This window comes from Parazoarcus communis, assembly GCF_003111645.1.
Taxonomy (GTDB): Bacteria; Pseudomonadota; Gammaproteobacteria; order Burkholderiales; family Rhodocyclaceae; genus Parazoarcus; species Parazoarcus communis_A.
Window position 1 is genome coordinate 1,239,831 of the sequence record NZ_CP022187.1, and the last position, 22,683, is coordinate 1,262,513.

Annotated in this window: 17 protein-coding genes and 1 pseudogene; 12 read left to right on the plus strand and 6 right to left on the minus strand. The window is 64.4% G+C overall.

Annotated elements, in window-relative coordinates; all coding sequences use genetic code 11:
* Window positions 1–65 precede the first annotated feature (65 nt).
* On the plus strand, window positions 66–935 hold the full coding sequence (locus CEW83_RS05700; RefSeq protein WP_108948479.1) for a DMT family transporter: 870 nt from the start codon (window positions 66–68) through the stop codon (window positions 933–935).
* 51 nt (window positions 936–986) lie between these two features.
* Here the strand turns inward: CEW83_RS05700 and CEW83_RS05705 are convergent, their stop codons facing one another.
* Window positions 987–1,637, minus strand: coding sequence for an alpha/beta fold hydrolase (locus CEW83_RS05705; protein WP_159099391.1), 651 nt, complete (start codon window positions 1,635–1,637; stop codon window positions 987–989).
* Between the two features lie 218 nt (window positions 1,638–1,855).
* Between CEW83_RS05705 and CEW83_RS05710 the strand changes: the two genes are divergently transcribed.
* Both CEW83_RS05710 and CEW83_RS05715 read left to right on the plus strand, forming a co-directional pair.
* Window positions 1,856–2,245, plus strand: a complete 390-nt coding sequence (locus tag CEW83_RS05710; RefSeq protein ID WP_108948481.1) for a DUF488 domain-containing protein — start codon at window positions 1,856–1,858, stop codon at window positions 2,243–2,245.
* Between the two features lie 110 nt (window positions 2,246–2,355).
* Window positions 2,356–3,087 (plus strand): hypothetical protein, encoded by a 732-nt coding sequence (locus CEW83_RS05715; RefSeq protein ID WP_108948482.1) that lies wholly within the window; start codon window positions 2,356–2,358, stop codon window positions 3,085–3,087.
* Between the two features lie 76 nt (window positions 3,088–3,163).
* Here the strand turns inward: CEW83_RS05715 and CEW83_RS05720 are convergent, their stop codons facing one another.
* Entirely contained in the window at window positions 3,164–4,300 is a 1,137-nt protein-coding gene (locus CEW83_RS05720; protein ID WP_159099392.1) for an ABC transporter substrate-binding protein, read from the minus strand.
* Window positions 4,301–4,680: 380 nt separating this feature from the next.
* Between CEW83_RS05720 and CEW83_RS05725 the strand changes: the two genes are divergently transcribed.
* The 7 genes from CEW83_RS05725 to CEW83_RS05755 all read left to right on the plus strand — a co-directional run bounded on the left by CEW83_RS05725 (window position 4,681) and on the right by CEW83_RS05755 (window position 11,751).
* On the plus strand, window positions 4,681–5,760 hold the full coding sequence (locus tag CEW83_RS05725; RefSeq protein ID WP_108948484.1) for a C45 family autoproteolytic acyltransferase/hydolase: 1,080 nt from the start codon (window positions 4,681–4,683) through the stop codon (window positions 5,758–5,760).
* Between the two features lie 139 nt (window positions 5,761–5,899).
* Window positions 5,900–7,033, plus strand: a complete 1,134-nt coding sequence (locus tag CEW83_RS05730; RefSeq protein ID WP_108948485.1) for a hypothetical protein — start codon at window positions 5,900–5,902, stop codon at window positions 7,031–7,033.
* Window positions 7,034–7,142: 109 nt separating this feature from the next.
* Entirely contained in the window at window positions 7,143–7,610 is a 468-nt protein-coding gene (gene dtd / locus CEW83_RS05735; RefSeq protein WP_108948486.1) for a D-aminoacyl-tRNA deacylase, read from the plus strand.
* Window positions 7,611–7,764: 154 nt separating this feature from the next.
* Complete coding sequence (locus tag CEW83_RS05740) at window positions 7,765–8,853, plus strand: polyamine ABC transporter substrate-binding protein (protein ID WP_108948487.1); 1,089 nt, start codon at window positions 7,765–7,767, stop codon at window positions 8,851–8,853.
* Between the two features lie 17 nt (window positions 8,854–8,870).
* The gene (locus CEW83_RS05745) at window positions 8,871–9,983 is read left to right on the plus strand and encodes an ABC transporter ATP-binding protein (RefSeq protein WP_108948488.1); all 1,113 of its coding nucleotides are present in this window, start codon (window positions 8,871–8,873) and stop codon (window positions 9,981–9,983) included.
* Entirely contained in the window at window positions 9,980–10,924 is a 945-nt protein-coding gene (locus CEW83_RS05750) for an ABC transporter permease subunit (protein WP_108948489.1), read from the plus strand. Before CEW83_RS05745 ends, CEW83_RS05750 begins: the two co-directional genes overlap by 4 nt.
* A complete protein-coding gene (locus CEW83_RS05755; RefSeq protein ID WP_108948490.1) occupies window positions 10,921–11,751 on the plus strand; it encodes an ABC transporter permease subunit in 831 nt (276 codons plus the stop codon). The genes CEW83_RS05750 and CEW83_RS05755 overlap by 4 nt, the downstream gene beginning before the upstream one ends.
* 245 nt (window positions 11,752–11,996) lie before the next feature.
* Here the strand turns inward: CEW83_RS05755 and CEW83_RS05760 are convergent, their stop codons facing one another.
* Window positions 11,997–13,412 carry an alanine/glycine:cation symporter family protein gene (locus tag CEW83_RS05760; protein WP_234419060.1) on the minus strand — a complete coding sequence of 472 codons (1,416 nt, stop codon included), beginning with the start codon at window positions 13,410–13,412 and terminating at the stop codon, window positions 11,997–11,999.
* 298 nt (window positions 13,413–13,710) lie between these two features.
* A complete protein-coding gene (locus CEW83_RS05765; RefSeq protein ID WP_199915211.1) occupies window positions 13,711–15,018 on the minus strand; it encodes a hypothetical protein in 1,308 nt (435 codons plus the stop codon).
* Window positions 15,019–15,256: 238 nt separating this feature from the next.
* Here CEW83_RS05765 and CEW83_RS21310 point away from each other — a divergent pair.
* Window positions 15,257–16,804 (plus strand): annotated as a pseudogene (locus CEW83_RS21310) (sodium:solute symporter family transporter).
* Window positions 16,805–16,854: 50 nt separating this feature from the next.
* Here CEW83_RS21310 and CEW83_RS05785 read toward each other — a convergent pair.
* A complete protein-coding gene (locus CEW83_RS05785) occupies window positions 16,855–18,246 on the minus strand; it encodes a (Fe-S)-binding protein (RefSeq protein ID WP_108948493.1) in 1,392 nt (463 codons plus the stop codon).
* Window positions 18,247–18,545: 299 nt separating this feature from the next.
* Window positions 18,546–20,495, minus strand: a complete 1,950-nt coding sequence (locus CEW83_RS05790) for a putative bifunctional diguanylate cyclase/phosphodiesterase (RefSeq protein ID WP_234419004.1) — start codon at window positions 20,493–20,495, stop codon at window positions 18,546–18,548.
* Between the two features lie 237 nt (window positions 20,496–20,732).
* Between CEW83_RS05790 and mnmC the strand changes: the two genes are divergently transcribed.
* Entirely contained in the window at window positions 20,733–22,673 is a 1,941-nt protein-coding gene (mnmC, locus tag CEW83_RS05795; RefSeq protein WP_108948494.1) for a bifunctional tRNA (5-methylaminomethyl-2-thiouridine)(34)-methyltransferase MnmD/FAD-dependent 5-carboxymethylaminomethyl-2-thiouridine(34) oxidoreductase MnmC, read from the plus strand.
* The last annotated feature ends 10 nt before the right edge of the window (window positions 22,674–22,683 follow it).

Below are 22,683 nucleotides of genomic sequence, written 5' to 3' on the forward strand. Positions count from 1 at the left end.
CTGACTCAACCGACGGCGTCGGCGCGAACGGCTGACGCGCAGCGACCCGCGTTATCGCATCGCCCATGAATACAACCGCTTTTGTCCTCGTCGTTACCGGCGCATTACTGCACGCACTCTGGAACCTGTGCGCAAAAAAGGCCTCAGGCGGCCTGCACTTCGTTTGGCTGTTTGGAGTCGTCAGCCTGATTGTGTCCTTCCCGTTCGGATGGGTCGCGTGGTCAGAACATTCGCAACAACTCGGCGTTCAGGCATGGCTTGCCATCATTGCCAGCGGGATCGTGCACGGCGCGTATTCGCTCGTACTGCAGAAGGGCTATCGTGAAAGCGACTTTTCGATCGTTTACCCATTGGCACGTGGAACGGGGCCTTTGTTTGCTGTCCTCGGTGCGATCATCGTTCTGGGTGAAGCGCCCAGTCTGCGCGGCTGGCTGGGTATCCTCGCGATTCTGACAGGCATCTTCCTGATTTCCGGTGCGGCGCAGGCGCTTCTCATCCCCTCACCGAGGGCCCGGGCAGGCCTGCTGTGGGGCGCCATCACCGGACTGTTCATTGCCAGCTACACCGTCATTGACGGTTGGGCAATCAAGGCGCTCGGTATTGCGCCCGTGCTCTACTACGTTCTGGTTCTCGCCTTGCGCACCGTCATCCTTGCGCCGCAAGCGCTGCGTAACCCTGACGCGCTCCGCACTCAATGGTCTGCGAATGGCCGCTACATCATTGCGGTCGGGGTGCTTTCGCCTCTGGCATACATCCTGGTTCTGTTCGCACTGACAATCGCACCGCTGAGTTACGTTGCGCCAGTTCGCGAACTCTCCATGCTGCTCGGCGTGCTGTTTGGCGCCAAGCTGCTGCGCGAGTCATTTTCGCTATCGCGTGGCATCGGTACGGCGTGCATGGTCGCAGGTGTCGTGCTGCTGGCCGGCATTCAGTGAGGACGCAAAAAGGGCCAACGGGGCGAGACGCCACGGGTCCTTGTCAGCGCTTCAGCCCAGCCTAGAGAAACGACCTGTTTCGAGAAACGCCCTCACCGCCCGATGGCATGCGCGGCTGACAAGCATCGCGGAGTGCCCCAGGCGCAGCTCGATGTGATCGCGCAGACCGTCGATGCGGGTTTCGGCGACGCTCACCACGCCGTCGTTGGGTCGCCCGAGACCGGGAAAGAGCATCCCTGCACCGAAACTGCGCGTCCCAGCGATCATGCCTGTATCGATGCTTTCGGGGATTCCGCCCGGCGCAGCCATCCATTCCCCGAGCACCCGTCCGGTGACCCATCTCAGCACCGTAATCCTCCGCAGCACGCGCGCACAGTGGGAGCCGGCTACCGGCGAGCCCAGCAGCACCACCCGTCCGATCCGCGCATCGCGCCGTTGTGCGAGCATCGCAAGGATTACCAGACCGCCCTGACTGTGCCCCACAAGGTGAATCGGCGCGCCCTCGATTGCCGCGACGCGCTTCGCCAGCGCGCTGGCATTGTCTGCCAGCCCCCTGCGCACTGAGGGATAGGAGAAGGTCTCGACCCGGTAGCCTGCCTCTTCGAACCAGCGGCGATGAAGTGCGAACACGATGCCGTGCATCCACAGACCGTGGACCAGCACAACGGTGGCGGGTGAGGATGACGGGGTTTGCTGTGACATGGCCGGTGCAGGATAGCGCATGTGGTGGCGTTTTCAGCCCGCAGCGCGCGCCATTTCGAGCGGCGCTGATGCCGGAACCACGTGCCTCGCTCAGCCAGGCAAGGGCCAGCGACTGATCGCATCGCGGTATGTAAAATGAAGCGATCCACTGCTGACAAACGCGAAAGGTTTTATCCGCCTTTCTACGCCGAAGCGTTCATCCAGAGGGCAGACACATCATGGGCGTCCGGGTTGTTCGGTTGGGTACTCCAAGGACTGAAGGAGAAGGCACGCGCATCGGCACGGTGAGGCGTCCTCCACGCGGCGTGCCCAGGAGCGAATTCGCTACGCAGAACTGGTATGACGTCTGGCTCCCCAATCTTTCACCAAGCGCTGAACTCGTCAAGCTTGCCCTGGCGGCTGAGTCGGAGAAGGACTGGAGCGCCTTCGTCAGGAAATTCCGCGCTGAAATGGCCGAGCCGGAGAAGAGCCGGGTTCTTGATCTTCTTGCGGCCCTGTCTCATGGCAGCAATTTCTCTGTCGGCTGCTACTGTGAGAATGAAGCACGTTGTCACAGGTCCGTCTTGAAAGCGCTCCTGAAAGAGCGCGGCGCCAGTTTTGACAGCTGATTTCGACAGCTGATCGAGCGATTGAGCTGCGCCCGCGGTTCATGCGGAAGCCTCCTTCCCCCTTGTGACGCGTTCTTCCGGGACGCCCCAAACCAGCACAGGGAGGACAGATGAGCGATACGGAATCCGGTACGGACAAGCGTTCGCTGTTATCCGCGTGGAAGGACGTGGTGTCGCTGCTGCGTGACACGCTGCTGCTTTGCCTGGGCGTTCTTCTGATCATCTTTCCCACGACGTTCAACAACATCCTGGTTGGCGCCGGCTTTGAGGAAGGCAGCGTTGTCGGGTTCAAATGGAAGTCCCGCCTCGTTGAAGCGGATCAGGCCCTGAAGGATGCGCGCGCGAGCATCAACGACCTGACCATTCAGAACGAAAAGCTGTCCGAAGCACTGATCAAGGCACAGGCAATGATCAATGACCCGGCCGAAACCGAAAAGCTGGCCGAGCTTCAGGAAGAGAACAGCAGGCTCAAGCTCACATCAGAAAAAATTGAAGCCAGCGTGCAGGCCACGATCACGTCCAATGCCACCCTGGTCGAAAAAGCACAGACATCAATCGGTACGGCAAGCCAATGGGGGGTCGTCTATGGCGGCGACACGACCATTGCAGGCGCCCAGTACGAAGCCGGCCCGGTCGCCAAAAAGCTGGGGCTTCCGAACACGGACATCTATCTTCGCCAAGGCTCCTACCGCAGCGTGGCGCTCGCATCCAGCAGGGCCGAAGCGGAGCAGCTGCTCTATCTCGCCAGGAGTCGCCGAAGCGACGCCTACGTTGTCGACATGAGCAGATGGTGCCCGCAATCAACACGAAAGGCGGACTTCCATGAATGCCTGCAGCCCTAGACCTGGAAGCAGCGGGATCAAACGACTCTGACCCCTTTGATTCCTGACCCCTTTGATTCTGCGTTGCTTCAGTGCTTCAGCGAATCAGACGCCCATTGCGGTCCAGGATTGAGATGTCGGTGTAATCCGAGCCGGCATGGTCGTTCTGCGCGTAGCGAATCGTCACCCCGCCGGCGTCATAGGTACCGAGGCCATTGAGGGCGGCGAGAATGCGCGAGGGCGTGGGTTCGCCCGCCCGCCTGATGCCCTCCACCAGCACTTTGGCCATGACGTAGCCTTCGAGCACGGTATGGTTTGCCGAAGACTTGCTGTCGAGGCGCCTGAGGTCCTCATCAAGCTGACGCGTTACCGCGAGCGAGATCGATTGCGGCTTGGGGACGACCTGGACCACGCCAAGGCCGTGCGCAAGCGTGTTGCCGATTTTCTCAGCGACCTGCGGGCCGGCCGTCACCGACAGCGCAATCAGCATGGCCGAACTGCCGCGTTCGCGCATGTCCTTGACGAAGGCCGCGCTCGCTGCGGTGTTCGACACCATGATCACGCCGTCGGGCGAAGCCGCAGCGATCTTGCCGGCTGCGGCCGCCACGTTTGCCGTGCCCTTCTCATAGCCCCCGGTCGCGACGAGTTCGAGCCCCGCCTTGGAAAGCGCTGCCTGCGCGGCCTTGAGTCCATCCTCACCAAAGGGGTCGTCCTGGTGAAACACGGCCACCCGCTTGATCCCCATGATGCCCATCTGCTGCACGATGGTGTTCACTTCGGCCGCGTAGCTGGCACGCGTATGAAAGACCCTGGCCGGAACCGGTGTTCGCAGCGCCGATGCGCCCGAACGCACGCCAACCAGCGCCATACCCGCGCGGTCCAGCGTTCCGGCCTTCAGCAAGGCATCGACGTTGCCCGTACCGACAAAACCGATCAGTGCGACGGGCGCATCACGTTCGATGAGCTCGGTGGTTTGCTTGAGCGTATCTTCAACCTTGTATCCGTCGTCCCGGCTGACAAGCCGCAGCGTGTTCCCCCGGACGCCCCCCTCGGCATTGACCCGCGCGAAATACGCCTGGATGCCGAGTTTCACATCGTTGCCAGTGGGCGCGAGGGTGCCGGAAAACGGCGCGACCTGACCGATCACGATTTCGGCCGCCGTCGCAGCGGGAATGGTGCCGGCAAGTGCGAGCGCAAACAGGGAACAGCAGAGGGATCGAAACGGATTCTTCATTATGTGTTGTCTCCTTGGTGTGGCGAATCGTGCGTCCGCGCCCGGATTATCACCGAATAGCATTCCGCTGAAACAACGATATGTAGTCCAGTGGGCCTCATGAAGAAACCGTCGTGGCGTGCTCGTCTGATGAGCGGCGCATCAACAGCATCCAGCCCGCAGTGGCACCTCAAACAGCACTTCAGGCCACGGAGCATTTGCGGACAGGTGGCAACGTTGCACTTGACGGCACATCCCGCGCCGACGCTTACTGGAACCCTCGATGGCGTGTTGGCCGGCACAGTCGCCTGCCCACCCCGCGCAGGAGCGATGACGATGGGTTCGATCACACTCACGACCAGGATTCCTGGCCCTGCCAGCCAGCCCATCGTGGCACGGCCATGAGCGCGCCGCGCGTGCTTGAACTCGCCGGCGCCCCACGCCAGGTGGGCTTCGCCCACGGATGTGCGTACGTCGACGATATCCGCCGCTACACCACCGAGCGCGTGGCACTGGCCGGCAGCGAAACGTGGGCCGGACACGCGATGGATACCGACGCCGTGCTGGCACTGTCCGAAGCCTGCATCGGCGCGCACGAAGCCTACGCGCCCGACCTCATGGACGAACTGGCGGGCCTTGCGGAAGCCACAGGCCTGAGCGTTGCAGCGCTGATCGTCACCAACGGCTTCACCGATTTCATCGATCTGGTCTATGCACAAGGCGGCAGCGCGACGGCAACCCGCGCGGTTGAAGACGACTGCACCGCCTTCATCGTCCCCGACCACCTCAGCGCCGATGGCAAGGGCTGGTTCGGGCAGACCTGGGACATGCACGCCGGCTCTGGCCCCCACGTGGTGTTGCTGCGCGGCCGGCCCGACGGTGCGCCCGCCTTCATGGCCTTCAGCCTGACGGGCTGCGTCGGCATGATCGGCATGAACGACGCAGGCATCGCTGTCGGCATCAACAACCTCCTCGGCGCCGAGGGTCAGATCGGCGTCAGCTGGCCCTTCGTGGTGCGGAAAGTGCTGCAGCAGACCGACATCGACGCCGCGCTTGCATGCATCACCCGCGCCCCGCTGATGGGTGCGCACAATTTTCAGCTGTTCGACCGCCACGGCACCGGCATCAACATCGAAGCCATGCCCGGCCACTGCCATGTCACACGCAGCAATGCCGAAGCGCTGGTGCACAGCAACCACTGCCTTTCACCCGACACCCTGCGCCGCTGCCGCCCGCGCGCACCGGCATCGCAAGCGTCCAGCGAAGCCCGCCTGTCTCGCGCACAACATCTGCTGGGCACCACCAGGGTAACGCCGGAAGACCTGATGGCGCTCACCCGCGACCCGACGATCTGTGTCCGGGCCACACCGCCACTCGAGATGCAGACCTGCGGTGCAGCGATCATGCAGCCGGCAAGCGGCCGGTTCTGGGCGGTACAGGGCATGCCGAGCGCAAACGGGTACGCTCGGTTCGACATCTGAGCAGGCGCAAATCATCGAACCGGAACCCGACGCAGCAGGGTCTGGCCGGCACGATTCGCGTCCGTACGCTCAGCCAGTGCCGAGGGACGCATCGAAGGGCTCTGATATGCTTTCCCGGACACGACATTGAAGGTCGAAGATGAGAAGGCTGTATTTTTCCGTTTTTCTGGCTGCGGTCCTCGCGACAACGCTGGCAGTCGTCTGGAAGCCCGCGCCGATCGAGACCCAGCTCCTGCGCGTGCAACTGAACAGGCAGCTGCCTGAGTACGCGAACGCGCTGAGCATCGAGCCGCTCGAACTGCAGGCCTTGTTCCTCGATTACGCGAGCGATCCGCTTCTCGCCGGCAAGGCCCGGCTGGCGATGCTGCGCTATCCACAGATGACGCGGCAGGTGCTCGAACACTACGGCGCCGAACCCCTTTTCCAGCAATCCCTCAAGGACTATGGCGATCAGGCGATCCCGCCGATCTACTACTACCTCACGCACGAACTCGCATCGGTTACGGTGCGCAGGCGTGCAGAGGATCTGGCCACTTCGGCGGAGCAGACATGGCGAAATTTCTGGGGTGAGGCAGACGAGGCAGATGTACCGGAAACCGGCGCGCCGCGTGACGACGCCACTACCGCCATGACCCCGGAGCGCCGTGGCTGGTATGCGGTTGGTTTCATCCTCGAAGAAGGACACGACTTTTTAGGGCAGTTTGTGGTCAAGGCGGATGGCGATGTGCACCAGGTCCAGACCGAACGGGTACTGGAAGCACTCAATTCATTCTTTGCGGGCGGCGTACGCGGACTCGAATCCAAGTATCGACGCAGCGAACCCGTGGGGCTTGGCGATGTAGGCTGGGCGGGCGTCGATCTCGCAATCGGGATCAGCGCGCTCAAGGTCCTGCGCATGGGGCGTACCGCCAGAGCGGGTGCCGGAGCGCATGCAAGCGGTCTGACCGAACGCAGCGCGGCACTGGGTTCGTCGCTGCTTCGCGGCAGCGCAATCGGACTTCGCGTGGCGAAGTACGGCGCCCCGTTCGCGCTGGGCTATATTGTCCTGCGTCATCCGAGCGTGCTCAACGCCCTGTTCCGCGAGGTCGCCGAAGCGCTTGGCGCCCCCGTGCCCCTGATACAGACCCTGGGGTGGACGCTCGCGCTGCTGCCGCTCCTGCTGCTAGCACAGCTCCTGCTGCGCCCACTTGCCGCACTGTTGTCCGTATCATCCACCAGCCTGAGGTGGATTGAATCCGTAATCCGCGGTCGATCCCGATCCGCGATCAGGTGAGCATCCGGCGCACCGAATCGCACCCTTCGGACGCGCGCGGCGGGCACGGCCTGCCCTCGCCCCCCGCATGTCCTCCCCCGACTTACTGAATGAAGGACAAGCAGAACCCATGATGGCATTGCTCCAGCGCGTGTCCGAAGCACGCGTCGTGATTGACGGCAAGGTGGCAGGCGAGATCGGCCACGGTTTTCTGGTACTCGTCTGCGCCGAGCAGGGCGACACCACTGCCGAGGCTGACAAGCTGCTGGCCAAGGTACTCAAGCTGCGGGTGTTTTCCGACGACGCCGGCAAGATGAACCGCTCGGTGCAGGACCTTGAAGGCGGCCTGCTGATCGTCAGCCAGTTCACCCTCGCGGCCGATCTCAAGGGCGGCAATCGCCCCAGTTTCACCAACGCGGCCCCCCCAGCCCTTGGACGCGAACTTTACGAATACGTGGTGGCGCAGGCAAAGATGCTGCACCCGGTCGTTGAGACGGGCGAATTCGGCGCAGACATGAAGGTGCAGCTCATCAACGACGGTCCGGTCACCATCCCGATGCATTTCCCGCCATCGGCCAGCACCGGGCAGGCAGCCTGAGATGCGGTACAGCCCGCCAGAAATGCGCCGAACACTGCGCCGGACTTGACCGATAACCAGTTGTGCAAGGCACAATACGACGTCCGGCGGAGAGCTTACCGTCAGGGGGCGCTGCTCGCAGTGCGACAAACATTCAATTTTCTTGGAGCTAGCCATGGAATTGCGCGTCAAGATGCTGGCTGCGGTCTTCGCCGCAGTCACCACCACTGTTGCAGCCGAAGACAAGTCGCTCAACATCTACAACTGGAACGACTACATCGCCGAGGACACCATCCCCACCTTCGAGAAGGCGACCGGCATCAAGGTCAATTACGACCTCTACGACAGCAACGCCACGCTGCAGTCCAAGCTCCTCACCGGCAGCAGCGGTTACGACGTGGTGTACCCGAGCGTTGAATACGCGGGCAAGCAGATCCAGGCAAAGATCTTCCAGCCGCTCGACAAGAGCAAGCTGCCGAACCTGACGAACATCGACCCGGTGATTCTCAAGGCCCTGGAGGCCGCCGATCCGGGCAATCAGTACCTCGTCCCCTACATGTGGTTTACCACTGGCGTGGCGATCAACGTCGACAAGGTTACCCAGGCGCTGGGCGGCACCCTGCCCGACAATGCGTGGGACCTGCTGTTCGATCCCAAGGTGACCGCAAAGCTCAAGGACTGCGGCATCTCGATGATGGACGAAGCCAGCGACCTGGTGCCGGCCGCAATGCTCTACGCCGGCAAGGACACCAAGAAGATGGCCAGCGCGGACATCAATGCCGCCATCGAGCAGATCCGCCCGGTGCGCAAGAACGTGCGCACCTTCAATTCCTCGCCGATCGACCTCATGGCCAAGGGCAGCGTGTGCGTGGCCATGATGTTCTCGGGTGATGCGATGATCGCCGGGGACCGGGCGAAGGAATCGAATACCGGCGTCAAGGTGCAGTACATCATCCCCAAGACCGGGGCGATGATGTCGATCGACGTGATGGCGGTGCCGAGCGATGCCAGGAACGTCGGCAATGCCCACGCATGGATCAACACCATGATGGACCCGAAGGTGATCGCGCAGATCTCCAACGAGACCTTCTATTTCAGCGCCAACACCGCCGCGCAGCCGCTGATGTCGAAAGCGCTCACCGACAATCCGATGCTCAACGTGCCCGCAGAGCTGAAGGCACTGCTGCATCCGAAGCCGGTGCTGACGCAAACCGTTCAGCGTGATCTGACGCGTGCGCTGAGCCGCTTCAAGACCGCAAAATAAAGTCGAGCAGGAACCCGATGGTGGCACAGCAAGCGGACAAGGGCGCAGCCTACCTGCGCATCGAAGGCGTCAACAAGCGCTTCGGTCAGAATCACGTGGTGAAGGACGTTTCGCTCGAAATCGTGCGAAAGGAAATCTTCGCCCTGCTGGGCAGCTCCGGCTGCGGCAAGTCGACCCTGCTGCGCATGCTCGCAGGGCTCGAAACCCCGAGCACAGGGCGCATCGTGCTCGACGGCGAAGACCTCGCCACGGTTCAGCCCCACCATCGGCCGACCAACATGATGTTCCAGTCCTACGCGCTGTTTCCGCACCTCACGGTCGAGGACAACGTCGCCTTCGGATTGCGCCAGGAGCGCCCCCGGATCGCGCGCGACGTCATCGCCGCGCGCGTGACGAAGATGCTCGACCTGGTGCAGATGCAGCGTTTCGCGCGGCGAAAGCCGCACGAACTCTCGGGCGGACAGCAGCAGCGCGTGGCCCTGGCACGCAGTCTCGCCAAGGAACCCAAGCTGCTGCTGCTCGACGAGCCGCTGGCGGCACTGGACAAGAAGATCCGCCAGGAAACCCAGCTCGAGCTCGTTCATCTCATCGAGCGTGTCGGCGTCACCTGCATCATGGTCACCCACGACCAGGAAGAGGCAATGACGATGGCCGACCGCATTGGCGTCATGTCTGACGGCGTGTTGCTGCAGGTGGGTACGCCGGACGAGATCTACGAGCATCCGAACTGCCGCTTTACCGCCGAGTTCATTGGCGAAACCAACATGTTTCATGGCCGGCTAGGCCAGCAAGGGGTTGCCTGCAGCGATTTCCCTGCACCCATCCTCATCCCGCCGCTGACCGATCACGCCGATGGCAGCGAGGTCTCGGTGTCGGTGCGCCCGGAGCGCATCGTGCTCGGTCGTGACAAGCCCGAGGCGGCCGACGGCACGATGAACCTGGCAGCAGGCGAGGTGGTCGATATTGCCTATCTGGGCAGCTATTCAATCTATCACGTCCGGGTCGGCACATCGCGTACCGTCATCGCCAGCGTGCCCTCCGCACGCTGGGGCGATGCGCCGCCGCCAACCTGGGGGGATTCCGTCTGGGTGTCGTGGAAGGCACCTGCCGGGGTGGTGCTCGGGCGATGAGCACGCGCAAACTGTTCCTGCTGCGTGGCCGTTTCTGGGTCGGGATGCTGCCGTGGACCTGGCTGCTGCTGTTCTTCCTGCTGCCCTTCGTGCTGATCGTCAACGTCAGCCTGTCCACGCCCGAGCTTTCGATTCCGCCCTACGTGCCACCGCTCCACACCGCCGCCGATGGTACCGGGGTCGAGTTCGTGCCCGACCTGTCGAACTACCAGCGCCTGCAGGACGAATTCACCTCGATCGGCGAGGACGGCGCCTATCTGCTCTACCTCCGGGCCTACGGCAACTCGCTGCTGCTGGCCAGCCTGACCACGCTGTGCTGCCTGCTCATCGGCTATCCCTTCGCCTACCACATTGCACGCGCACGCGAATCGATCCGCAACGTGCTGCTGATGATGGTGATGCTGCCGTTCTGGACCTCCTTCCTGCTCCGCGTCTACGCCTGGATGGGCCTGCTCGACAGCAGCGAGGTGGGGTTGATCAACCAGCTGCTGCTGGGGCTGGGCATCGTCGACGCGCCCCTGCCCCTGCTCTACAACACCGGCGCGGTGCTGACCGGCATGATCTACAGCTACCTGCCCTTCATGGTGCTGCCGCTGTACGCCAACCTGGTCAAGCTCGACCCGCGCCTGCTCGAGGCCGCCAGCGATCTCGGCGCGCGTCCGCTGACCACCTTCCTTTCAGTTACGCTGCCGCTGTCACGCAACGGCATCATCGCCGGCGCGATGATGGTGTTCATCCCCGCGGTGGGCGAATTCGTGATTCCCGACCTGCTCGGCGGCGGTGACGTACAGATGATCGGCCGCAACATCTGGGACGATTTCGGCCCCAACCAGGACTGGCCGATGGCGGCTGCGGTTGCCGTGGTGATGGTGCTGCTGCTGATCGTGCCGATCATCATCTTCAACCGATCAAGCCGGCAGGAAGCGGAGGAACTGCGATGAGCGTCGCGGCAAAGCGGTGGGGCGCACGCAGCTGGCTGGTGCTGGTGTTCGCCTTCCTCTACATACCGATCCTGTGTCTGGTGGTGTTTTCCTTCACCTCGGGCGAGATCACCACGCAATTCGACGGCTTCTCGCTGCGCTGGTACGAGGCGCTGCTGGCGGACCGCGAGATCCAGTCCGCGGTGTGGCTGTCGCTGCGCATCGGCGCCATGGCAGCGACCGCCGCGGTGGTGGTCGGGTCAGCCGCGGCATTCGTGCTGACGCGTTACCGGCCTTATTTCGGCAGCAGCTTCTTCGCCGGGATGACGACGGCACCGATGGTGATGCCGGAAGTGGTGACCGGCCTGTCGCTGGTGCTGCTGTTCACCCACCCCGCCCTGTCCTTTCTCGGCGGACGCGGGGCACTCGCGATCTGGGCCGCGCACACCACGCTGTGCGCAGCCTACGCCGCCGTACTCGTGCAGTCGCGCCTGCGCGAGGTGGATCGTTCCCTGGAAGAGGCCGCGCTCGACCTCGGCTGCCCACCGTTCAAGGTGTTCTTCATCATCACCGTGCCGGTGATCGCCCCGGCACTCATATCCGCCTGGTTGCTGACCTTCACCCTGTCCATGGACGATTTCGTGCTCGCCGCGATGCTCTCCGACCCGGGCAGCACCACACTGCCGGTGCTGATCTTCGCCCGTCTGCATCATGGCCTGAAGCCCGAGATCAACGCCCTCGCCACCATCATCGTCGTGGTTGTGTCGATCGCAGTGCTCACTGCGAACCACATGATGATGTCGTCACAACGGGCGCGGATGCGCGCGCGGGAACTCGCCCAGTGCTGATTCTTCGCACGTTTGCATGCCACGACAGGTGTGCGAGTCGTCGTGTGCGAGCCCCCCGAGCGCTTGCCGGAGGCCGAGTTGCGGCGCTGAACACGCCTCAGCCGCGCCGGCGATCACATCACGCGACACCCCCGGAATGCACGCGGCCGCGGCGCCAGTGAGGCGCCGCGGCCGGCGAATAACAGCACATGCTGCCCGGGCCGCAGGTTTGACTGCTGGCCCGACGCAGCATGCAGCGCTGCGACTTACTTCCGCTTCACCCAGAAATCCGCGTTACGGATGCCGAGTTTTTCGGGGTCGAAGGTCGGGTCCTTGCCATCCTTCTTCTGCTGCTCGTAGTCCTTGAGCGCAAGCAGCGCGGGCTTCTGGATGATCAGGATGGCGATGATGTTGAGCCAGGCCATGATGCCCACACCGACGTCGCCCAGATCCCATGCCGCACCGGCGCTCTTCACCGAACCGTAGGTCACGGCCACCATGACGGCGATCTTGAGCACGAAGTACAGCCAGGGACGGTGCACCTTGCGGTTGATGTAGGCGATGTTGGTTTCGGCCATGTAGTAGTAGGCCACGATGGTCGTGAAGGCGAAGAAGAACAGCGCCAGTGCGACGAAGGTGCTGCCGAATCCCGGCAGAACGGATTCGACCGCGGCCTGGGTGTAGCCAGGGCCGGCTTCCATGCCCGGCAGGCCATTCACAAGCATCGCGCCGTCCGGCCCCTGCACGTTGTACATGCCGGTCGACAGCAGCATGAAGGCGGTTGCCGAGCACACGAACAGGGTGTCGATGTACACCGAGAAAGCCTGCACATAGCCCTGCTTGGCCGGATGCGACACCTCGGCTGCGGCGGCGGGGTGCGGACCGGAACCCTGGCCGGCTTCGTTGGAATACACCCCGCGCTTCACGCCCCACTGCACGGCAAGGCCAAGCACCGCGCCAAAGCCCGCCTCAAGACCGAAAGCGCTCTTGAAGATCAGTGCGATCATGCCCGGCACCGCCTCGATGTTCAGCAGCACGATCACCATCGCCACCAGAATGTAGGCCAGCGCCATGAAAGGCACGACGATCTCCGCAAACAGCGCGATCCGCTTCACCCCGCCAAAGATGATGAAGCCCAGCAGCAGCACGATGCAGGTCGCGCTGACCGCGGTGTCGATACCCCATGCGTTCTGCAGACCCGAGGCGATGCTGTTCGCCTGCACGCCCGGCAGCAGCAGGCCCATCGCGATTGCGGTGGACACTGCAAAGATCCACGCGTACCACTTCTGCCCCATGCACTTCTCGATGTAGTACGCCGGGCCGCCGCGGTACATGCCCTCGTCGTCCTTCTCCTTGTAGATCTGGGCGAGGGTCGACTCGATATAGGCGGTGGAGGCGCCGAGGAAGGCCACCGTCCACATCCAGAACACCGCACCCGGGCCACCGAAGGTGATGGCGGTGGCGACACCGGCGATGTTGCCGGTACCGACCCGGCCCGACAGCGACATGGTGAGTGCCTGGAACGAGGACACGCCGGCGTCCGACGCCTTGCCGGTGAAGGTCAGGCGGATCATCTCTCCAAGGCCGCGCACCTGCATGAAGCGGGTACGGATCGAAAAATACAGACCGGCGCCAAGGCACAGATAAATCAGGGCCGGGCTCCAGATGATGCCGTTAAGCATGCTGACAAAATCGTTCACTGCTGCTTCTCCGTGAAACATGACGGCAGGTTGTCCTGCGTCGAATTTATAGTTTGATGGGCTCCGGGCGAGCCCCGGTGCTTTCGTGCTGCGCACCACGTGCCGACACCGCTCGCGGGGCCGGACCGCGCAGGACTCACGGCCGGATGTAGCGGAAAATTCCGGGCCTGAATTGTTCCGGCTGCTGCACCGCAAGATCATACGGTTGACGCATTACTTCATGCGTTTCACGCATAACCTTGCATCAGAAACAATCAGGGCAGGGACGCGTCCGGGAGCCTCACAGACCACGCCACCACGCAAGGATGAACAGCACCACCACCGCCGCGACATAGGCCTGCAGGCTGTAGCGCACGTTGCCGCGCGCCATCTCGGCCCCCGACGCGCCGTAGCGCCCCTGCAAGGCAAGGTGGATACCCGACATGGGACTGGCTGCCAGACCGATGGCCCAGCACTGTACATAGACCACGGCCATCAGCACCGGGTCGGGGTTCAGCGGCGCCAGCCAGGCCGCGACCGTGGTAATGGAGATCACCGCATGGATGCCGAGCACACAGAGGACGATCATGCCGGCCAGCACCATCGCCGCCTGCGGGGCACCCACATGCGTCATCGGCAGCCAGCCCCCGCTGCTCGCGATGAGTGCTTCCAGGCCGGTCGCGAATACGGCCGCGGCCAGAAACAGTGACATCTCGCCGCGCATGGCTGGTAGGCGCCGTACTGCATGACGCGCCAACTGCGCGCTCCCGGCACCGAAGCCGCTGCGCCGGATCACGATGCCGCTCACCATCAAGGGCGCAGCGATCGTAATGATGGCCAGCGTCGACCACGAAGACAGCACAAAGTGGCCTGCGATGACGATCAGCGCGAGCGCGAGTGGCACCCCCAGGCTGGCAAGATGCATCGGATAGCCGACGAAATCGCGCCCATCATCGTGCTCGCGCAGCAGGTCGCGTGCCGCCAGGACGATCAACACCAGGGCCAGGGGAATACCCGCGGCCGCCAGTTCGCCCAGCGTGGCCCCGGGCGCATTGGTGAGCGCGACGGCGGTGGCGGCAAAGAACGGCGACCACAGGGCGGCGCCAAGAAAACCCCGGGTCAGCGCGCCGAGCTGCGCGATGGACGGCGTGCGTCCCGCCGCCACCCTGTCCGCCATGATGAACACCGCGGACAGATTGATGATCGCGCCAAACGCGTGTACGCCCGCAATCGTGCGCCACAACGCACCGCGGCCACGCGGCGGCGCTTCATCGTCGCCCCCGAGCCCAAGCAGCTGGAGAAAACTCACCGCCGCGAGCATGCCGAGCAGGGTGACGTTCTTCGTCAATATGCCCATCCAGTACCACTGCCCGCTCTGCCAGCCCGCCCACAGCAGTGCGGCAAGGCCGATACCGATCAAGCCCCACGACAGTCGCCGCTGGCGACGGTCGAGTCCCGGCCACATCAACGCCACTGCCGCCCACGCAGCCAGTCCGCCGAGCCACACCGGCACGCCGGTGCGGGCACCGGAGAGCATGGCGACGACGGCCATCGTCAGGATCAGCAGCGCGGCCAGACGATCGGCATGCTTGCGCGCGGGAGGTCGCATGAAAATTCCGGGTTCAGGAAGGCCTTGGCAAGCCGTGGCGCATCATTGTCGACGCCCTGCGCGCCGCAAAGCAATGACAAGATGCGAGTCGACACCCGCCTTCGTCGGCCCGCTCTCACCTCTACCCTTGCGCAATGGCCCGCGTTCATGTTTTCCTGAAAAAGGCGCCGGATTCAAGACAGGCGGTTTCGCTTCCTGCATAAAGGCGCCGCTTCCACCACGACAACGGAATTCGCGGATGAATGCCCTTCATACCACCGACTACGTCATCGTGGCGGTCTACCTCGTGGTAGTCGTCGTGGTCTGTATCCGCGTCACGCGCAGACATCCTGACGCGGACGAACTGTTTCTCGCCGGACGCTCGCTGGGGGCCGGCGTCATCGGCCTGTCGCTGTTCGCATCGAACATCTCGTCCACAACGTTGATCGGTTTGCCCGGCGCCGCGTGGTCGACCGGCATTTCGGTGGCGAACTACGAATGGATGGCCGCGCTGGTACTCGTATTCACTGCCGTGTTCGTGGCCCCCGTGCTCATCGGGCGCCGCATCACCACGGTGCCGGAACTGCTCGAGCTGCGCTTCGACGCGCGCCTGCGCCGCTACCTTTCCGGCACCAGCCTGATCCTGAGCGTCTTCCTCGACACGGCCGGCAGTCTATACGCGGGCGCCCTGGTCCTGATGCTGTTCGTACCGGGTCTGTCACTGGCCCCCACGTGCGCAGCGCTGGCCGTGTTCGCCGGCATCTACACCGCTGCAGGAGGCTTGCGGGCGGTGGCTTACACCGATGTTCTGCAATCGCTGGTATTGCTGGTGGGTTCGGCGATCCTGTTCGTACTCGTCTTTGCCGAATTCGACTACTCCTAGGCACAGGTCCTGGCGCGCGTGCCGGCGGAGAAGCTCTCGCTCATCCGCCCACTCGACGACGAAGCCCTGCCCTGGCTCGGGACCTTGCTGGGGCTGCCGATCCTGGGCTTCTACTACTGGACCATGAACCAGTATGTCTGCCAGCGACTGCTGGGGGCGCGCGATATCGGCACTGCCGGGCGCGGCGCACTCATTGCCGCTGCTCTCAAGCTATTGCCACTGTTTCTCATGGTCCTGCCCGGCGCACTGGCCGTCGCACTGTTCACCGACCTCAACGTCCGGACACGGTGTTCCCCCGCCTGATCGGACACTTCGCCCCCCCCTGGTCTGGCCGGTCTGATGCTGGCCGGCTTGCTCGCTGCGATCATGTCGAGCGTGGACACGGCCCTCAACTCCGCATCGACCCTGGTGATCTGCGATTTCGTGCAACCACGCCGCCCGAAACTGGACGCCCGGGCGCTGGCACGGCTCGGCCGCCATACGACGCTGGGCATGATGTTCATTGCCGCGCTGTGGGCGCCGGCCATCGACCGTTTTCCCGGTCTGTTCGCCTATCTGCAGCAAGCGTTCGCCTACGTGACGCCTCCGCTGGTGGCGGTCTTTGCCGCGGGCATGCTCTCCGGACGCCTGTCCGCCAATGCCGCGTTTGCCGGCCTGATCACTGGCCATGGCGTCAGCGCAGCGTGGTTCATCGCCACCCAGCTCGGCTGGGTCAAGGTGCACTTCACGGTCGTGGCCTTCCTGTTGCTGGTCATGACGCTGCTGGCGTGCGCGCTGTGGCAGGCACTGCTGGGCGGAACCGTGACAGACGAGCAACGCCTGGCGGTGGACGCATCACACGTCGAGCCCGCCCCCCTTGCCGTTCGCCGAGGGGCAGCGATGCTGACCGCGCTGACCCTGGTGTTGGTGATCGCATTCTGGTGAGCGAACCGACTGCGCCGTACAGCCGCCATCGTGCCGCACGGCTCGCCGCTTTACCGCTCGATGGCGCGTTCCACCCGTATAGCCAATGCACGCTGCAGGATCTGGGCCATGTGCAAAGCCGGTCGCTGCGCGCCTTCCATGATCTGCTGCCGGCAGCTCGTACCATTGGCCACGATGACGACCTCGGCTGGCGCGCTGCGCACTGCCGGCAACAGGTCGAGCTCGGCCATGGCCATCGAAACGTCGTGATGTTCGGCCTCGTAGCCGAAACTGCCGCCCATGCCGCAGCAACTGGACTCGATGAAGTCCGCCTTGAGTCCCGGCACCCGATCCAGCACTTTCCGCATCGCGGGCATGAGGCCAAACGCTTTCTGGTGACAGTGTCCATGGACAAGCACCTCGCTGGCGTCCATTGCATTGAGCGGCAGGTTCAGACGGCCACCGTCAATTTCCCGCGCGAGAAACTCCTCCAGCAGCATCGCCACGCTTGCCACTTGGGCGACGGCCTCGCCCAGCCCCAGTGCATGGTATTCATCGCGTAACATGAGCAGACAGGAGGGCTCCAGCCCGATCACGGGCAGGCCACGTGCGGCATACGGCAACAACGCCGCCAGTGTACGCCCGGCTTCCTCGCGAGCCTCCTCGACCAGCCCGCCCGACAGGTAGCTGCGGCCACAGCAAAGGGGACGTCCGGGCACCGAACTGCGGGCAAGATGCACGCGGTAGCCACCCGCGACGAGAACATCCAGCGCCGCGTGCGCGATCTCGGGGTGAAAGTGGTTGCTGAAGGTATCGACCAGCAGCACGACTTCTCCGGCGCTCCCCTCGCCAAGGCGATCGGCCGACACCGCTGATAGAAAGCTCCGCTTCGCCGGCAAAGGAATGGTGCGCCTGGCCGACAGGCCCAGCGCGGCTTCGCCAAGCCATGCAATGCCAGGCAGGCGATCGCGCAAACGCAAGAGACCTCGCCACTTCGACAGTGCCGGTGCAAGCCTGGGCAGGCGGGCAAACAGGCGTTCGCGTAAAGGGGGCGCAGCCGTGCCGGCCCAGCGCCGAGCGCGCGCCTCCGTCTTGAGCAAGGCCATGTCCACGCCGTTCGGACACTCACGCTTGCACCCCTTGCAGCCGACACACAGGTCCAGCGCCTCGGCGAGTTCGCTTCCCGCGAAGGGCTGCTCACCCAGACGGCCGTCGAGCGCAGCCGCCAGGGTCTCCGCACGGTGGCGGGTGGAGTGCCGCTCATCCTGCGTGACCCGGTAACTCGGGCACATGACGCCGGGATCGAGGGAAAGACAATGCCGTTTGCCGGCGCAGACCCCGACCGCCTTGGCAAAGCCATCACCGGCCGTCGGCGGCGGGCCGGACGACTCGCCGAAACCGAAACCGAAGCCGAAATTGTCGTCACCGCCTTCGTAGGCGGACCAGTCGAGGTGTGAGTCCATGGCGCATGCCTTCAATCGAGAAGGCATGCGAAGCAAGAGCGGTGCCCGTCGCCCGACCACCCCTTGCGCACCGACCGCCTCCCTGCGGACCCGTCCCGAGATTCCGCCAAGCGCCCCAATGCGCGCCGTGTCCTACCCCTCGGAGGTTCGTCGCACCATCACGAGAATGAGGCACGACACGCGGCCCCGGGCGAGGTGCGATTGTGTGCAATCCGACATGACGTCCTTGCTTGCGCGGCATGCGCCGACATTCGCATCGGGTGAAACGCAGTGCTGCACTAGCGCCCCATCCGACGCCGTCAAAACGCCCTTGCGGGCGCCGCGTTCGAACTCGAACCCGCGCGCAGGGTCAGGAAGCCGCTTTCGAACTCGGCGGCCGGCAAGGGGCGGCTGAAAAAGTAGCCCTGACAGAGCTCGCACCCGGTCGCCTTCAGCCAGTTGAACTGTTCCACGGTCTCGACCCCCTCGGCCACGACCTCGTACCCCAGGCGCCGTCCCAGTACGATCATCGCGCTGACAATGGCCGTGCTGCCGCGCGCGCCGTGCGAACCTGCCGGCCCGGCCAGGTTGGCGACGAAGGACTTGTCGATCTTGAGACAGTCGAGGTCGAGCGACTGGAGGTAGGACAGCGAAGAATAGCCGGTGCCGAAATCATCGAGGGCCACCCGGCAGCCCGCCTCGCGCAGGTTGTTGAGCATCCGCAGCGCGGCCCCCTCAGGGTTGAACAGCACCGACTCGGTGACCTCGAGTTCGACCCTCGATGCCAGCACACCGTGCCGGGCGATCGCGGCGAGCACGTCCATCTCGACCGAATGGCGCAGGAATTGGCGAGGCGACAGATTGATCGACACGCGAAGCGTATCGACGCAACTCGATTGCCACCGGGCCAATTGCTCGACCGCACTGTCGATGACCCATCGACCGAGCGGCACGATCAGACCGGTCTCCTCGGCCAGACCGATGAACTGGTCGGGCCGGATCATGTGCGCACCATCCTGCCAGCGCACCAGGGCCTCGGCGCCAACCAGCTTGCCGTCTGCAAAGCGGCACTGCGGCTGATAGTGCAGCACGAGGTCGCCATTCTCGATCGCGATCCGCAGCCGGCTCTCCATGCTGGCCCGCGCACTGACGCGCGCCTGCATCTCTCCTTCGAAGAACCGCACTTCATTGCCGCCGCTGGCCTTGGCCGCATACATGGCCATATCGGCGCAACGCAGCAGCGCATCGGCATCCTCGCCGTCGGCGGGGAACATCGCTACCCCGATGCTGCCGGTGATGCGGATGTCGGAATCATCGATGACCACAGGATCCGCCACCAGCTCGAGCAGACGTTCGGCAACCAGTGCAGCCTCGGCCGGACTGCCCAGGCTGGTCAGCACCACTACCAGCTCGTCTCCGCCCTGTCGCATCAGCAGGTCGTATGCGCGCAATGCACCGGGCAGCCGCCGCGTGATCGCCACCAGCAGCGCGTCGCCGAACAGGTGACCGCGTGCATCGTTGACGTTCTTGAAGCGGTCGAGGTCAATGAACAGTACGGCGAGCTGGGTGCCGCACCGTCTTGCCGTCTCGATGGCCGTCGGCAACCGCTCCATCAGGCTGCGCCGATTGGGCAGTCCTGTCAGCTGATCATTGAGCGCGAGGTCACGGATCTGCTGTTCGCGCTCGATCCGCTCGGTGATGTCGGTCACCGAGCCGGCCATCTGCGAAGCCTTGCCCTGCCGGTTGCGCAAGGCGATGCCCCGCGCCGCCAGCCAGCGATACTCGCCGTTGTGGGCCCTGACCCTGTACTCGCAGTAGAAATGGTCCGTCAGCCCCTTCAGATGCGCGGCCACCGTCCGGTTGTAGCGCTCACGATCGTCGGGATGGACGATCTTCAGCCAGGCATGCGTATCCTGCAGAAAGTTGTCCGCGTAGCCGAGTATGGCAAGCAGGCGCAAGCCGACCTTCAGCTCCTTGGTCAGCGGGTTCCATTCGAAAATGCCGTCGTGAGCGCCGGCCATCAGCAGCGCCTGTGCGCTGAGGGATCGGCGCATGGCCAGCAGCGCCACCAGCGCAATGCCCAGCGCAATGGTCATCGCGCCGATGGCCAGCGCCATCGAGGCATTCGTCACCCCTTGCCTGAGCGCAATGCTGACGATGACCGCCGCCAGTACGCCGACCAGGACAGCGCTGGCGACCACGCAACGTGTCGGTGCATTCGCGACCGCCAGCCGCCACCGCCCCGAAGTCTTGTCGATACGCCTGATCAAATCCAAATACTCCACTATCCACGCCGCAGCGCACCCGGGAAAATCGGCGCGGAAATATAACTTTTGGCGTACCAACGAACATCGTCGGCCAGCACGCGTTCAGTATTCCATAAGAACGAGTCAGGATCAAAGCTGGCGCCTCGCGCCCGGCTTTGACGGGTCTGTCGGCCCCCAAAAGGATAAGATTGCGGGCGGGTCGCTTCGCCCCCCATTTTCAAGACTCAGCACAAGCACGCCATGCCAATCCAGCCCGCCACCTACACGCTTGCCGACGACGGCACGCCCTACTCCGACACCTTCGATGACGTCTATCACTCCGCAGCAGGTGCGATCGGACAGGCCGAGCACGTGTTTCTCGGTGGCAACGGGCTTCCGGGGCGCTGGCGCGGGCGCGACCGCTTCGTCATTGTCGAGACTGGCTTCGGGCTCGGGCTGAATTTTCTCGCGACCTGGGCAGCATGGCGCGCCGACCCCGAGCGCGCTGCAACCCTGCATTTCGTCTCCTGCGAGCTGCACCCGTTCGCGGTCGAAGACCTCGCCGCGCTGCATGCGCGCTGGCCCGAGTTTGCACCGCTCGCGGCAGAACTCCAGGCGGCCTGGCCCAGCCTGACACCGGGTGTGCACCGACTGCATCTGGACAAGGACCAGGTGTTTCTCACCCTGTATTTCGGCGATGCGCGGGACGGACTGGCGCAGCTCGACGCCCGTGCAGATGCATTCCTGCTCGACGGTTTCTCACCTGCGCGCAATCCGGACCTGTGGTCGCAGAAGGTCTTTCACCTGCTGGGCCGGATGGCGGCCCCGGGCGCAACGCTGGCGACCTGGTCGGTTGCCGGCGAAGTGCGCGAAGGCCTGCGGCGCGCCGGCTTCGAAGTGGAAAAGGCGCCCGGCTTTGCCGGCAAGCGTCAGATGCTGCGCGGCCGTCACCTCGGACCCCGCGGCGGGCAGGTGGAAGAGAAGCCCCTGCTTCGTGAATCGGATGCACCGCAAGCCGCGCGCCGCGCCATCGTGATCGGCGCCGGCGTTGCCGGCAGTTCGGCGGCGGAGCGGCTTGCCGCACGAGGCTGGTCAGTGGAGGTCATTGATGTGGCCGACCGCCCCGGTCATGGCGCCTCGGGCAACCACGCCGGCGTGCTGCGGCCGCTTCCCAGCCTTGACGACAACCGGATGAGCAGGCTGACGCGCGCCGGTACCCTCTACGGCTGGCGCCACATCCGCCGCCTGCGGGCACGCGGCATCAACGTCCGGGCCGAGGACTGCGGCGTGCTGCACCTGGCACGCGACGCTGCGCAGCAGGACAAGATGCGGGCGGTGGTCGAGCGCCTCGCCCTGCCCCCGTCAGTGCTGCGTTTCGTCGATGCGGACGAAGCTGAACGCATCGGGGGCTGGCCCGTACCGCTGGGTGGCTGGTGGTTCTCCGATAGCGGCTGGGTGCAGCCCCCGACCCTGTGCGCAGCCAATCTGGCCGCACACCCCAGCCGGATCCGCACCCACTTCGCTTGCCCGGTCGCCCAGATCGAACGTGTTGCGGACGAATGGCGGGCACTCGATGCAGCCGGACAGGTCATTGCGGCAGCGCCTGTCCTGATCATGGCCGCAGGAACGGGACTGCGCGATTTTCCGCTGGCCGGGACGCTGCCAATGGTCAGCGCCCGCGGTCAGGTGAGCCTGCTCGACGCCGCTGCCGGCAGCGCCCCCCGGGTCGTGATGTGCCGCATGGGCTATGTCAGCCCCGAAGTGGACGGCCTGCGCTGCGCCGGTGCGACCTTCGACGTCGGGGACGACGACCCGGACCTGCGCGAACGCGATCACCACGAGAACATCGCGAAGCTCGAGGCCATGCTCCCCGGCTACACCACCCGGCTCGGCCCGACCGCACTGCGCGGGCGCGTGGGATTTCGCCCGGCATCGCCCGACCGCCTGCCCATGGTCGGCGCGATCCCGTCCGTCAGCAGCATCGCACCGCGTACCCCACTCCCGGAAATACCACGCCACCCCGGGCTGTACGCGCTTTCCGGCTTCGGCGCCCGCGGCCTTGTGTGGGCGGCGCTGGCGGGGGAGTTGATGGCTTCCCTTATTTGCGGAGAGCCCGCACCGGTGGAGAATGACCTTATCGCGGCGGTGGATCCCGCACGTTTTATACTGCGTCCTGTGCGCCAATCAGCCACCGACGACTGAAATCCAATCC